Annotated in this window: 13 protein-coding genes and 1 pseudogene; 6 read left to right on the top strand and 8 right to left on the bottom strand. The window is 39.5% G+C overall.

What is annotated here, in order from left to right; all coding sequences use genetic code 11:
• Window positions 1-55 precede the first annotated feature (55 nt).
• Window positions 56-877, top strand: a complete 822-nt coding sequence (locus tag JMN17_RS19300; protein ID WP_087993561.1) for a MerR family transcriptional regulator — start codon at window positions 56-58, stop codon at window positions 875-877.
• An 82-nt stretch (window positions 878-959) separates the two neighbouring features.
• A complete protein-coding gene (locus JMN17_RS19295; protein WP_087993560.1) occupies window positions 960-1,649 on the top strand; it encodes a DUF554 domain-containing protein in 690 nt (229 codons plus the stop codon).
• A 72-nt stretch (window positions 1,650-1,721) separates the two neighbouring features.
• Here the strand turns inward: JMN17_RS19295 and JMN17_RS19290 are convergent.
• The 6 genes and pseudogenes from JMN17_RS19290 to JMN17_RS19265 all read right to left on the bottom strand — a co-directional run bounded on the left by JMN17_RS19290 (window position 1,722) and on the right by JMN17_RS19265 (window position 9,686).
• Window positions 1,722-2,391, bottom strand: a pseudogene (locus JMN17_RS19290) (HAD family hydrolase).
• 172 nt (window positions 2,392-2,563) lie between these two features.
• Window positions 2,564-5,083, bottom strand: a complete 2,520-nt coding sequence (locus tag JMN17_RS19285; RefSeq protein WP_202329017.1) for a heavy metal translocating P-type ATPase — start codon at window positions 5,081-5,083, stop codon at window positions 2,564-2,566.
• Window positions 5,070-5,405, bottom strand: coding sequence for an ArsR/SmtB family transcription factor (locus JMN17_RS19280; protein ID WP_202329015.1), 336 nt, complete (start codon window positions 5,403-5,405; stop codon window positions 5,070-5,072). The genes JMN17_RS19285 and JMN17_RS19280 overlap by 14 nt, the downstream gene beginning before the upstream one ends.
• 138 nt (window positions 5,406-5,543) lie before the next feature.
• On the bottom strand, window positions 5,544-7,715 hold the full coding sequence (locus tag JMN17_RS19275; protein WP_202329013.1) for an MMPL family transporter: 2,172 nt from the start codon (window positions 7,713-7,715) through the stop codon (window positions 5,544-5,546).
• A gap of 116 nt (window positions 7,716-7,831) precedes the next feature.
• Complete coding sequence (gene ydfI / locus JMN17_RS19270) at window positions 7,832-8,473, bottom strand: two-component system response regulator YdfI (protein WP_202329012.1); 642 nt, start codon at window positions 8,471-8,473, stop codon at window positions 7,832-7,834.
• Complete coding sequence (locus tag JMN17_RS19265; RefSeq protein ID WP_202329010.1) at window positions 8,466-9,686, bottom strand: sensor histidine kinase; 1,221 nt, start codon at window positions 9,684-9,686, stop codon at window positions 8,466-8,468. The genes ydfI and JMN17_RS19265 overlap by 8 nt, the downstream gene beginning before the upstream one ends.
• Window positions 9,687-9,930: 244 nt before the next feature.
• On the opposite strand from JMN17_RS19265, the gene JMN17_RS19260 reads away from it, so the two are divergent.
• The 3 genes from JMN17_RS19260 (at window position 9,931) to JMN17_RS19250 (ending at window position 10,786) form a co-directional block, all read left to right on the top strand.
• The gene (locus JMN17_RS19260) at window positions 9,931-10,080 is read left to right on the top strand and encodes a hypothetical protein (RefSeq protein ID WP_202329008.1); all 150 of its coding nucleotides are present in this window, start codon (window positions 9,931-9,933) and stop codon (window positions 10,078-10,080) included.
• On the top strand, window positions 10,077-10,253 hold the full coding sequence (locus JMN17_RS19255) for a hypothetical protein (protein ID WP_202329006.1): 177 nt from the start codon (window positions 10,077-10,079) through the stop codon (window positions 10,251-10,253). The genes JMN17_RS19260 and JMN17_RS19255 overlap by 4 nt, the downstream gene beginning before the upstream one ends.
• Before the next feature lie 89 nt (window positions 10,254-10,342).
• Window positions 10,343-10,786, top strand: a complete 444-nt coding sequence (locus JMN17_RS19250) for a carboxymuconolactone decarboxylase family protein (RefSeq protein ID WP_202329005.1) — start codon at window positions 10,343-10,345, stop codon at window positions 10,784-10,786.
• 65 nt (window positions 10,787-10,851) lie between these two features.
• Here JMN17_RS19250 and JMN17_RS19245 read toward each other — a convergent pair whose 3' ends face one another.
• Entirely contained in the window at window positions 10,852-11,532 is a 681-nt protein-coding gene (locus tag JMN17_RS19245) for an ArsR/SmtB family transcription factor (RefSeq protein WP_087993553.1), read from the bottom strand.
• 89 nt (window positions 11,533-11,621) lie between these two features.
• Here JMN17_RS19245 and JMN17_RS19240 point away from each other — a divergent pair, with 89 nt between their 5' ends.
• Window positions 11,622-12,245, top strand: coding sequence for a flavin reductase family protein (locus tag JMN17_RS19240; protein ID WP_202329004.1), 624 nt, complete (start codon window positions 11,622-11,624; stop codon window positions 12,243-12,245).
• 124 nt (window positions 12,246-12,369) lie between these two features.
• Here the strand turns inward: JMN17_RS19240 and JMN17_RS19235 are convergent, their stop codons facing one another.
• Window positions 12,370-13,152: a GNAT family N-acetyltransferase gene (locus JMN17_RS19235; RefSeq protein ID WP_202329003.1), complete on the bottom strand. Its 783-nt coding sequence runs from the start codon at window positions 13,150-13,152 to the stop codon at window positions 12,370-12,372.
• Window positions 13,153-13,168: the final 16 nt, after the last annotated feature.

Genomic DNA, 13,168 nt, shown 5'->3' with positions numbered 1-13,168 from the left:
TAATGTGGGATATATATAAAGAGTTCACCAATCAAAGAACAGAAAGGTTGATAGAATGAAGAAATTTTTTTCGATTGGAGAAGTTTCAAAGTTATTCAATGTGAAAATCTCTGCTCTTAGGTATTATGATGAAATTGGTCTTTTGAAACCGGAATATAAAGACGAGCAAACAAACTATAGATACTATTCCACCCAACAGTTTGAGCGGCTGGATACCATCAAGTATTTGAGGGCTTTAGGCCTGCCAATCAATAAACTTCTTCACTTTTATAATTCTCAAAATACAAACACTCTGATTCATATACTGAAAAGCCAGCAGACTGAAATTGATCGCAAAAAGAGAGAATTGGAACGCATTGAGAAAAAGATCTCCCGCCGCATCATCCAAATAGAAGATGCCGTTCACACGCCGTTAGATCACATTTCAAAAATCAAACTTCCCGCCTTACGTGTGGCTTATTTAGAGCATGAGTATATTCTCGGCCATGATATCGAACATTCATTAGCAGAATTGAGAACCCGCCTGAATGTAAACGAGGATATCTTTATAGGCAAGATCGGTTTATCCATTTCAGCAGCACATGTAAAAGCAAATCAGTTTGACAAATATTCCAGTATATTCATGATTCTTGAAGATGAAAGTGAAAACACTTTATCAGAAACCATTTTCCCTTCAAGAGAATATCTGCAAATGAGGTTTAAAGGATCACATCCAGAAGCCGAACCCTATTACAAAAAGTTGCTGGCATACATGAAAGAACATCATTATGAGGTAGCAGCCGACTCAATTGAAATTACACTCATTGATTATGGAATTACGAATAATCTAGACAACTATGTGACTGAAATCCTCTTGCCAATCAAATCAATCTCATGAATATGTTTTCAATCTCCCTTGACTCTCTACTAACTTGAGGGTTTATTTTTTATACAGGAAGCGTTATTGGAGGAGAAAACTTATGTTTGGAACCATTTTTAACACAGTTATGATCATTGCAGGAAGCGTCATCGGAGGGATATTTAAAAAAGGCATTAAAGGCGAATACCAGGATATCCTGATGCAGGCAATGGGGTTCGCTGCTGTCGGGCTGGGGATCAATGCCCTTACACAGCATTTGCCTGATAGTAAATACCCCATTCTTTTTATCGTAAGTTTAGCCCTTGGAGGTTTGCTTGGCCAAATCATCAACCTGGAATTACGGTTCAACAAGCTGGTGAACAGATTCTCTAAAAGCAATTTAGCGGAAGGTTTATCAACTGCGATCTTATTATTTTGTATAGGTTCGCTGTCAATATTGGGCCCTGTTGAAGCCGCGCTGAATGAAAATTATACGTACCTCCTGACAAACGGTATGTTAGATGGGATTACCTCCATTGTGCTCGCTTCGACTTTTGGATTTGGAATAGCAGCTGCTGCCATTGTGTTATTTGCCTGGCAGGGCTCCATCTATTTATTTGCTAAAGTAATGGAGAGCGCAATCAATACAGACCTTATAAACGAAATCACAATTGTGGGAGGCATACTCATCCTCAGCTCAGGGTTAAGCATTCTGGGAATCAAGAAATTTAAAACGCTGAATCTGCTGCCTTCCCTATTGATCCCGCCTGTTGTCATTTTCGTGATTCATGTATTTGGATTGCGGTTTTAATGACAGGATTTAAAGTCACACTTAAAGGAAGGAGATTCATATGCTGTTTCATGGCTTGACTCTCTCTTTCTTTTAAGTTTGACGGTTGAATAAAACTGAATCTCCTTTTTTCAGCTCTGGCAGCAATGTTTTCAGCTCAATTAAGTCATGGATGACAAAGTCAGCTTGAGCAAGTTCCTCTTCCTGTGCAAAATCAAAATGGCATCCTATGGCCATCAAACCATTATCTTTAGCCGCATTTATGTCAACTGCCGCCTGCTGAATGCCGTATTTTTTCAGGATAGTGTTTACTAAATCGCCTTTATTCAGTGTATGTATTTGTTGAATACTAAACGTTTCAGTCACCCACCTGTCCAACTGATAAAAACTCACAATTGCTTTGAGGTATTCTATTAAGCCATTACTTGCTATAAAAATTGAATAATTGTTGTCTCTCAAATAACTGAATATCTCTTCAACGTGAGGATATAATGCGCCTTTCCCTTGGTTGATATTAGCTATTGACCTTTCTAAAAAATAAGCATCTATCTTTTCTCTTATTCGTTGGATGATGCGGCAACAACATCTTCCACACTTTAGGAAAAGGAACACCCATGATCTCCCTGTATTTCTCAATAGGGGTTGCTGTATCCCATTGGCCAAGTGACCTTAAATAATCGAAAGCATCATCTAATGATCATTCTAAAATTGTATTAGTTTGAAACAACGTTCCATCCATATCGAAAAAGAGTGATTCCACCAGATTGACTTCTTCTTTTTCTCACGACTTTATCTTCTAAATCTTACCACGAAATAGGATCATTTTAGCTTTTAAAAAAAGAAAGGTAAAATCACAGTTTATATGTAAAAAAACAGCCATATCACATAACATCAGCAATATGTGATATGGCGATCATCAAATCATTTCTTAAGGTCTATTCTTTATAATTCAGCAATCTTAGCGCATTTAAAATCACAATCAAAGCGGCACCTGTATCACTCAATACAGCAAGCCAAAGTGTTAGCCAGCCAGGAAAGATGAAAATCAATGCTATGACTTTAATCATGATGGAGAACCAAATATTTTGTTTAATGATAGCTAAAGCCTTTTTGCTTACCTTCATCGTATGGGAAAGTTTATCAAGGTGATCGGCCATTAAAATAATATCTGCTGTCTCCATTGCAGTGTCGGTTCCCGCACCGCCCATAGCAATACCCAAATCTGCTGCTGCGAGTGCCGGCGCATCATTTATACCGTCTCCCACCATTGCTGCCTTATGGCCTTCTTTTTGTAATGTCTTGATAGCCTCTACTTTTTCTTCCGGCATTAATTCTGCAAAATAACGATCGACATTAGCTTCTGAAGCAATCACTTTTGCGGTTCCTTCATTATCTCCGGTCAACATGACTGTCTGTTTGACTCCGCTTTGTTTTAACGCTTGTAAAGCTGAAGCTGACGTTTTCCGTATTGTGTCAGAAACAGCGATCATCCCGATGATTTGATTTTGGGTTCCGATTATAACGGCTGTCCTGCCTTTGTTCTGCTGTTCTTGAATATATTTTTTCGCATCCTTTACATCCGCATTCATTTGTTCAAATAGCTTTAAATTGCCTGCGTAAAAAATCTCTCCTTGGATGGCCGCTTGAACGCCTTTTCCTACGATATTCTTGAATAACTCGCCCTGTTGAGGCTGGATTCCTTTTTCATTGGCGTAATCAACGATTGATTTAGCAATAGGATGTGCAGAGTAATCCTCTAATGTAAAAGCGATCGATAGCAATTCTTCCTCAGATAGGTGTAAAGCCTTAATGTCAGATACGTTAGGCTTTCCCTCGGTTAATGTTCCTGTTTTATCAAATGCCACAGCAGAAATGGCCCCAGCGGTTTCCAAAAATGTTCCGCCTTTTATTAAAACGCCATGCTTTGCAGCGTTACCGATAGCTGATACGATGGCAACAGGCGTAGAAATCACTAAAGCACAAGGACAAGCTACAACGAGAAGTTCAAGCCCTTTGTAAAACCACCCGTCCCAAGTGCCAAATCCAATGAGTGGAGGAAACACCATAATCGCCAATGCAAGAATAAACACAACTGGTGTATAAATACTTGCGAATTTATCTATAAAGGCTTCTGTTGGCGCTTTTTGTTCTTGCGCTTCTTCAACCAAGTGTATAATATTGGAAATGGTTGTATCCTCAATCAACTTCGTGACCTTGATTTCAAGGGAACCATGTTCATTGATAGTCCCAGCATATACCGCATCTCCAATTTGCTTATCTACGGGGATGGATTCTCCTGTTATCGGAGCCTGGTTGACACTGGATTCGCCCCGGGTGATTTCACCATCTAATGGAATCTTATCACCTGGTTTAACAACGATAATATCACCGATGGTTATGTCTTCAACTGGTTTTTTCATCAGCTCTGAACCAACTTGGACCCAGGCTTCTGATGGTGCCAATTCCATAAGATGGTGAATGGAATTTCTTGTTCGTTCAATTGACTTCGTTTGCAGGTAATTGCCAAGGGCAAATAGCCAAACAACTGTAGCGCCTTCAAGCCATTCCCCGATGAAAGCCGCTCCAATCGCCGCTGCTGACATTAAAACATTCATATCGAGTGAACGGCTTTTGATCGCATAGTATGCACTTTTCACGGGCTTGTACCCGCTTACCGCCATAGCGATAAAGTAAAGCGCCGCTGACATCATGGCAGGCATTCCATAAAAGGAACCGATAAAACCAAGGGCGATGAGTACACCAGATAAGATGACTACACGCTGTTCATTTTTGTTTTTCTGTATCGATTTCTTACCTGATTGCAGGGAAGCTTGATAGCCAATTTTTGAAACCTCATTGATAACATCTTTGACACTGCCCGAATGTTCAATTTTCATTTTTCCAGTGGAGAAATGGACAGTGACATGTTTAACGGAAGGAAGACCATTTAAATGGTTTTCAATACTCTTAGCACAACTGCTGCAGTCCATTCCCTCAATATCAAACGTTTTGGTGTCCCCTTGATGTAAAGCTTCAATAGAAAACCCTAGTTTTTTTATTTCACTGGCAATTGGGTTAAATGCTTCTTGGCTGCTTGCTGCCACTTGCATTTTCGCAGTACTGTAATGAACCTTTACATCAGCTATATCCTTTAATGTACGCAACCCTTTTTCAATTGTTTTTGCACATGCAGGACAATCCATCCCATGAATCCTGTATGACCTCTTCTCCCCGGAAGGAAGAGGGTCCAGGAGTGTTTCTGTTTTTTCTGCTGTGTGCTGCTCTTTACTGCCGCAGCAACTTGTTTTCACTGAATGATTCTCTGCGGGTGATTTGCTCTGGCAACAACTTGATTTACCTGTTTCTTTCGATGAATGGCTGCTGCAATTTTTCTCTTTATATTCAGTTTCTTTAGTAGAACGACAACATTTGTCAGCCAACTCAATCCTCCTCATCTATGTGACGTTCACAACAGGCAACATCATGTTGAACATCTTGGAGAACAACATCGAACATGGTTAATAAATCCCGAATATGATGGTTTTTCACACTGTAATAGCAGTATTTTCCTTCATTTCTTCCCACAATAATTCCGCACCCTTTTAAACACGCAAGATGCTGTGAGATGTTCGACTGGTTTCCTTTTATTTCTTCTACAATTTGAGAAACCGTTTTTTCCTGTTTTTTTATACTTTCAAGAATTTGAATTCTTGTTTTATTAGAAAAACCATGAATGAGCTTCACTTTCATATCTAAATCGATATTTTGCAATTGCATGTATTCTCCTCCTCACATTAGAAAATCCTAATATGTTTATTATCATATTAGCAATCCCTAATATGTGTGTCAATTAGGCAATCATCGTTACCTCTTTTCATCACAAAAAAGCAGATCTCGCAAAAGATCTGCTTTCTATTACATGATTTGTTTCTTTTGTTCCTGATCGATCTCCGGCTGAATTTCCTTCGTGAGTTGATGCCCTTCTATATCTACATTCGGAATAATCTTGTCTAACCATTTTGGCAAATACCAGGCTGCATTCCCCATCAGCTTCATGACACTTGGAATCAGTGTCATTCGTACAATAAATGCATCAAAGAGCACACCAAAGGAAAGAGCCAACCCGTTGGCTTTAATAGAAGCTTCACCAGCAAAGATAAATCCTGCGAAAACGAATATCATGATCAGACCGGCTGCGGTGACAACAGGACCGCTGTGTTTTAATCCAGCTTGAATCGCTTGGACTGGATTCTTTGTTTTCACATATTCTTCACGCATTCTGCTTACAAGGAATACTTGATAATCCATCGCTAATCCAAACAGAATCCCAATGGATAAAATCGGCAGGAACGCGAGTATCGGCCCTTTTTCAGGTATTTTGAAAAAGTCGATCAGATTCCCGTCTTGTAAGACAAATACACAGATTCCAAGAGTGGCTGTCATCGTCAATATGAATCCTGCAACAGCAACAAGCGGCACAAGCAACGAACGGAATACGATTGTCAGCAGCACAAACGCAAAACCGACAATGAGTACAGCAAACACCGGTATCGCATCATTCAGCCGATCTGAAATATCAATATTCACTGCAGTCGATCCAGTAACGAGCAAATCTACCCCGTTTTTATCTGATAAGCTGCGTACATCCTGTACCAAATCCTTTGTTGCCACATCATTTGGACCTGTTTCAGGAACGACCGTAATGATAGCAAAGTTCCCTTCTTTATTAGGCATTGCGGGAGTGACACTCGCTACATGTTTTAGTTCCTTTATTTCTTTCACTGCATCTGCGAAGGCTTCCGCCTTATTTTCTGCCACACTTGTGGCGTCCGCTACGATTGTTAATTGACCATTAAATCCTTCTCCAAATCCATCGGCAAGCAAGTCATAAGCCCGGCGATCTGGATTATCCTTCGCTTTCATCCCTGCATCAGGCAAGCCCAGCTCCAAATGCATAGATGGGATACTAATAACAAGCAAAATGAGAATGCTGCATATAATTAGCATGATAGGATTTTTTGTGACAAAGCGTCCCCAGACATTTGTTTCAGAGCTCTGTTTTTCTTTTTTCTTGTTTGCTTTCGGAACCATCCGTTTCCCCGCTATCGACAAGACGGCAGGCACAAGCGTGATTGAAGCGAGAACAGCCATCAGTACACTAAGTCCTGCTGTCAGCCCCATTGCGGACATAAAAGGAATGTTAACAACCGTCAATCCGCAAAGTGCGACGATAACAGTAAGTCCGGCAAAAACAACTGCACTCCCAGCTGTTCCTGTAGCTCTCGCAATTGATGCATTTTTTTGTATACCTTCGCCTAAAAACTGGCGGTGCTTCGTAAAAATAAATAAAGCATAATCAATCCCAACAGCAAGGCCAATCATTCCGGCTAATGAAAGACTGACGGAAGCAATATCGAATACCTGTGTCCCAATTAAAACCAGTCCAATGCTTACTCCTAATCCAATCAGTGCAGTTAAAATCGGCAAACCAGCTATTAATAAAGACCCGAATGTAATGGCTAAAACGACAAAAGCCAAGATAATGCCGACAATTTCAGACACTCCGCCTATCTCCATTTCGGCTCCCGGTACATCTCCGCTAAGTTCAGTTTGTAGTCCCTCATCATCAGCCATTTTCAAACTGTCTTTTAAGTGTTTGATAGAGTAATCTTTTATATCATCTGCTGAAGATTTATACTTAATATCAGCATAGGCAACCGTGCCGTCTTTCGCGATTGTTCCTGTCACAAAAGGACTTGCGATCGAGTCAACGGAATCATCTTTATTGATTTCCTTGAACGTATTTTCGATTGCTTTTTTCGCTGTCTTTGCAGTAAGTTTCTCTCCATCTTCAGCACCGAAAATTACCCTTATGCTCCCTTTATCAGGGCCGCGAGGAAATTCTTTTTGAATCACATCCAGCGCTTTTTCCGAAGGTGTGTCAGGTATGGACATATCCTCAGAAAAACTTGGTTTTAACGTGATTGCAAGGCCTATCGACGCAACTAACACAACGATCCACGCACATATTACTTTTACGCGATGGCGAGCAACCCATCCTCCTAATTTATATAACATTCTTGACATGATAATCCCCTTTCAACACATTGCTTGATCATATTCCTTCTCATTGTAGTGGACAATGAAATAAAAAAAACGTACATTCGGGCATGTACGTTTGGGCAAATTTCTAATATAGGATGTTAGTTGTCTAGTGTCAGAATGCCTCTTTGCATGGCAATCGTCACTGCTTCAGTTCTGGAATTCGCGCCTAATTTATTGTAAATGGACGTTAACCTGGACTTTACGGTTCTCTCTGACACGCCCAAATCAAAGGCGATCGCTTTGCTTTTAAAACCTTTAGCAATTGCTTTTAGGACAATGACTTCCTTTTCTGACAGCTGGGTATGACTGTTCTGCTTCTTCATCCGCTCCACTTGAATTTCTTGCAGACGTTTTAAGATATCAGGCTGCAACAGCACGTTTCCTCTTATTGCTGCATCCATTGTATGAAAAAGGGTTTCTGAACTCGTATCCTTCAATAGATATCCTTTCGCCCCTAATTCAATTCCTTCGATCATTAAGTGATCTTCATTATACGTAGTTAAAATAATGATAGGGATGTCGTGTTTTTCTTTGATTTGTTTAATGGCTTCTAACCCGCTCATCTCAGGCATATACAAATCCATGAGAATAATATCCGGTTTTAATTCATCTGCAAGGCGGACTGCTGATTTGCCGTTTTCCGCCTCTCCTATGATGGTGTAGTGATCATTCGTTTCAATTAAAAGCTTCAGACCTTCCCTCACGACAAGGTGGTCATCAACGATTAAAACCTTATTCATCTTGCATCTCTCCCTGAATTGGTACGGTGATCTCAATTTGTGTTCCTTTAGATTTTGTACTCATTATATTGAAATGGCCTTTCATTGCTCTGACGCGTTCTTGTATGCCGAGAAGCCCATAATGTCCTCTCTTTTTCTTGCTCTTTTCAACATCAAAGCCTTTGCCATTGTCTTTGACCGTTAAATGGAGCCCCCCGTTATCATCCCAAATGGATACCGAGATCGTATCTGCTTCAGCATGCTTTGCTGCATTCGTTATACATTCCCCAATGATGGAATAACAGTTTTCAGCTGTACGAACGTCTAACACCTGATGTAATCTGTAGTCTAAAAAACCGCCCATGCCTGTCGACTCTTGAAAATGATCCATCAGTGAGGTAATTCTTTCTTTTAAAAAACCGATTTCTTCTGATTTGTTGCGCAGATCATCAATCGCTGAACGAGCATCAGCTAATGTGCCTTTCACTCTTTTCATCGATTGTTGAATGATTTCTTTTGCCCTCTCTGTGTTGCCTTTCGTAAGATGAACATGAATAGCATCCAGCTGCATATTTAAACTGACCAGCCCTTGAGCAAGCGTATCGTGTAAGTCCCGAGCCATACGCTGTCTTTCGTTTTGCAGCGTCAGCTGTTCGACCTGCTGATGAGCCAGCTCCAGCCTTTCAAGAGTCAGCTGCGCTTTTATCTTTTCATCGACTTGGGAAAATAATGTAGCGGCATAAGTAATAATCACGATCATAATAGGTACGGCAATGACAAGAAAATGCAAATATTCACCTTTGTGAATCTGATGCGGTACATTGATTGACAGCAGAAGCAATAAATAAAGTATGAGGAAAGCCCTTCTTCTGTCTGCCATTCCTGCAATCTGCCCAATCAAAAATGCATAAAGGCCAATAATGATCAGCACTAAGAAGCCAGTCATGACATTAGCCAGTATAAAAGTGATCAAACCTTGCAGCACAAAATATAGAATGACCCTTTTCTTAACCCAGCGATATGAATGCCAATGCAGCAAAGCAAAAATGGCGGTCAATACTGTAAACACGTTAAGCAATAAAATGGACCAGCTCCCATTAAGAAATTGCAGCACGATAGAGGCTACATAGATCATGAGAATAAAAGCCAGTCCCGGAACTCTGAGTGCAAGCATATTTAATGCCCGTCTATCATGTGAGTAGTATTTTTCTTCGAAAGGATTCCTTATACGCAAACCTCATCCACTTCCTTTCCATTGACAGAAGCGATACACACTCGAACCAGACATACATTTATCCCATCATTTTATAAGAAGAGAGAGAACTCAACAATACAAAGATGCAGTAAAGCATTAGCGTTCCCAACATGTGATCATTGCCCAAACGTACATAAGCGTTCTGCCTTTATGTACGTTTTATCTTTTCAAATTTACATTTACAATACTGAAGAAGTCACTATTCATAGAAGGAATGATCAACTTGAAATCGATTGATCACACCATTTTATCATTAAAAAGAAAAGGAATCCGAACTGAGAAAGTGTTAAAAAATCAATGCTCTGATCGATTAAGCCATGCAAATGACAAAAATAGTCAATCCAAGAACACGTGTAAAGAAAAAGAGGAATGAATATGTATTGGTTTTTAGCTGCTTTATTATATTTTCTCATCGGTACTTGTATATTCATTGGAGTTATTAGAGACAGTCACTCAGGCTCATGGATCCTGCTTGCATTAGCAGCTCCGCTCATCATTGTTGGCTATCCCTATTTTTATTCAAAGCAGCTTCTTGCCAAAAGATAGTGAAATAGATGCCACACAAATTGCATATTGGTAAAATGATCAATAGCGGAATACAATCTAATGTATCTTGAGGAAAGGAGTCTTGCCTTATGAGCCAAAGAGTGTCCTACTATGATGTTGCACCTGAAGGTATGAAGATGATGATGGATATGGAGAAATACACGAAACAATCTTCAATTAACCGAACGACGAGAGAACTAATCAAAATCAGAGTTTCTCAAATAAATGGCTGTGCCTTCTGCATAGATATGCATACTTCCGATGCCCGCAAAATGGGTGAAACTGAACAGCGAATTTACTGTTTACACGCTTGGAATGAATGTGACTTTTATTCACCTGAAGAGAAAGCAGCGCTCGAACTCTCTGAACACATTACGCTTATTCCAACGAAAAGGGTTTCCGATGCGCTGTATCATCGAGTGCGTGAACATTATGATGAAAAACAATACGTTGACCTTGTTTTCATCATCAATCAAATAAACAGTTGGAATCGCATTTCTATTGCAATGGGGAACCAAGCAACTTCAAGATAATAAGAAGGAGTAAGATTCTTAACGAATCTTACTCCTTCTTTCTTATTCCCTTAATAAAAAATTCCCTAAATATTCATTTTAAAGTATTTCTCAAATGCCGCTCTCCCGCTTTGTGTCATCTTAATCGCTCTTGTTTTAGGCATACGAACGATCCATTCTTCCTCTAACATTCGCACCAATAGGGCGTTTCCTAACGCTCCTGCAATATGATGCTGCCGCTCACTCCAATCCAAACAGCAGCGGGCAAATGCTCTCCGCTTATTTCGCTGCTGCTCTTCGTTAATGCCTAAATTCGAAAAGAACAAAGAACCCTCTGAAGTTACCTCAAAGTCTAAATCGGCTTTTTTTAACATCCCCTGCTCAACCAGTGAATGAGTGATTTGCACGCCCACATAACCTGCCAAATGATCATAACAGGTGCGGGCGAAATGCAAGTCACTTTTCTCTTTTGAATCTTTTAAAGATGTGACTTTGGCTTTAGGGGCAATCAGAAGCAATTGCTCAATCACGTTTGCTGCATCTGAGTCAGACAATCTGTAATACCTATGTCTTCCATGCTTCTCTACGCTGATCAGCTCTTCTTCAAGCAATTTTTTCAGGTGAAAACTTGCGGTTTGAGGTTTAATGTTAGCGAGATATGCAAGCTCTCCCGCAGGGTGTATCCTTCCATCCATTAGGGTGAGAAGAATGGAAGAACGCGAGGGATCAGATAACAATGCAGAGATTTTTGCGATATTAGGATTCATGTTTTTCCTCCTTACATTCATATTTCGATGATAGTTGAAATGTTAAACCTTTACAATATGAATGTAATGATGACAAGGAGGAATAAGCATTGGACATTGAAAAACAAGACACTCTTCATTTTAAAGAAATTAAACCAAAAATCATGTATTATGGCACCTCAACATTTCTTCTTACGACATTGAATGAGGATGGAACCACTAATATTAGTCCTATGTCTTCTTCTTGGGCTCTTGGAAACTATATTGTCCTTGGAGTAGGCCTAGGAGGAAAAGCCATTGAAAATTTGGAAAGACACAAAGAATGTGTCATAAACTTGCCTAGCCCGGAATTATGGGAAAATGTTGAAAGAATTTCGTCTTATAGCGGAAAAAAGAATATACCGCATTTGAAGAAACAGCTCGGATTTACATATCAAAAAGAAAAATACGAGTCAGCAGGGTTATCACCTTTACAATCAAAGACAGTATCACCAACACGCATTAAAGAATGCCCGATTCAAATTGAAGCCGAAGTCAAGCATATTCGGATTCCTGAATATGAACCATCATTTGCGATTGTAGAGACGCAGGCATTACATTTTCACGCCGAGGAAAGCATCATATTGAACGAAAACCACATAAATCCTTCAAAATGGAGTCCACTTATCTATAATTTTAGACATTATTTTGGCTTGGGAAGAGAAATAGGCAAGACCTTTCGTTCAGAAACATGACCATTTTTAACGTTTATAGACCAAGCTGTAACTTGGTCTATTTTAGTATCCATGGAATTATCCATTTTTCCGTACAACGCATTCATAGACCCTCATGACATGCACTCATTTTAGCTCTTTTTCATCACGATTTTCCAGAATAAAAAATAGAGTATTCGGTTATTGACTTAAATCCTAGTTTATTTGCTAATGTGATGGACGACGTATTCCAAACATCACAATCCCAATTAGGATTAATTCCATGTTTCAGACCATATTTTATAAACTCATTTCCCACACAGTAAGCTAAACCCATACCTCTATATTCTTCAAGTGTATAGATATCCATTTCCGCACGATTACGCCCTGAAAATATCGAGGTACACTCACTCACAACATGATTGCCATGTAATACGGCAAACCCAAAGCCTTTTGATGAAAAATGTGAGACAGAATCCCAATACTCCTCATAATAAGCTCTGTTAAATTCCGTGCTGTTTGAGATGATGTCTTCGTCTATCCTTTTTAAAACAAACCCCTTTGGAAGTTGTAATCCCGTTATAGAAGGTTTTTGCTGAAAAGAAAATGCGACTCTTTTCATTTGATTCAATTCGTCTTTCAGGATTGTTTTCATTACTCTGTCCCATGTATCGCTAGAACTAAACAAGGTAAATCTTTTTGTTGATTTCGCTTGTTTTTCATAATATTTAGCAATGAAATCATTAAAATCTTGATTCCCCTCTTCTCCCGCAATAAAGTAAATTCCTGATTCAGTCCCTATCAAAAATGATTTAGGGAAGGTGTGGTCATCTACATAAACAACGCCCGGAATCGTTTGTTCTAATATTGAATAGACAAATGTTGGGCAAACTTTTTCATGAAACCTTGTTTTTATGCCGTTATATTTTTCTTTTGTTAACTCCTGCAAACTGACAACTCCTTTA

Origin of the sequence: Bacillus sp. RHFS10 (genome assembly GCF_016757475.1) — a bacterium.
In the GTDB taxonomy this organism is placed as follows: domain Bacteria; phylum Bacillota; class Bacilli; order Bacillales; family Bacillaceae; genus Bacillus; species Bacillus subtilis_G.
Note: the sequence above shows the minus strand (reverse complement) of the source record. Positions and strands in the feature narration are given on the sequence as shown.

Coding starts and splice junctions, on each gene's coding strand:
- JMN17_RS19300 (WP_087993561.1), top strand. CDS start 56: ATGAAGAAATTTTTTTCGATTGGAGAAGTTTCAAAGTTATTCAATGTG.
- JMN17_RS19275 (WP_202329013.1), bottom strand. CDS start 7,715: ATGTCAAGAATGTTATATAAATTAGGAGGATGGGTTGCTCGCCATCGC.
- JMN17_RS19295 (WP_087993560.1), top strand. CDS start 960: ATGTTTGGAACCATTTTTAACACAGTTATGATCATTGCAGGAAGCGTC.
- JMN17_RS19245 (WP_087993553.1), bottom strand. CDS start 11,532: ATGAATCCTAATATCGCAAAAATCTCTGCATTGTTATCTGATCCCTCG.
- JMN17_RS19280 (WP_202329015.1), bottom strand. CDS start 5,405: ATGCAATTGCAAAATATCGATTTAGATATGAAAGTGAAGCTCATTCAT.
- JMN17_RS19255 (WP_202329006.1), top strand. CDS start 10,077: ATGAATATGTATTGGTTTTTAGCTGCTTTATTATATTTTCTCATCGGT.
- JMN17_RS19250 (WP_202329005.1), top strand. CDS start 10,343: ATGAGCCAAAGAGTGTCCTACTATGATGTTGCACCTGAAGGTATGAAG.
- ydfI (WP_202329012.1), bottom strand. CDS start 8,473: ATGAATAAGGTTTTAATCGTTGATGACCACCTTGTCGTGAGGGAAGGT.
- JMN17_RS19285 (WP_202329017.1), bottom strand. CDS start 5,083: ATGAGGAGGATTGAGTTGGCTGACAAATGTTGTCGTTCTACTAAAGAA.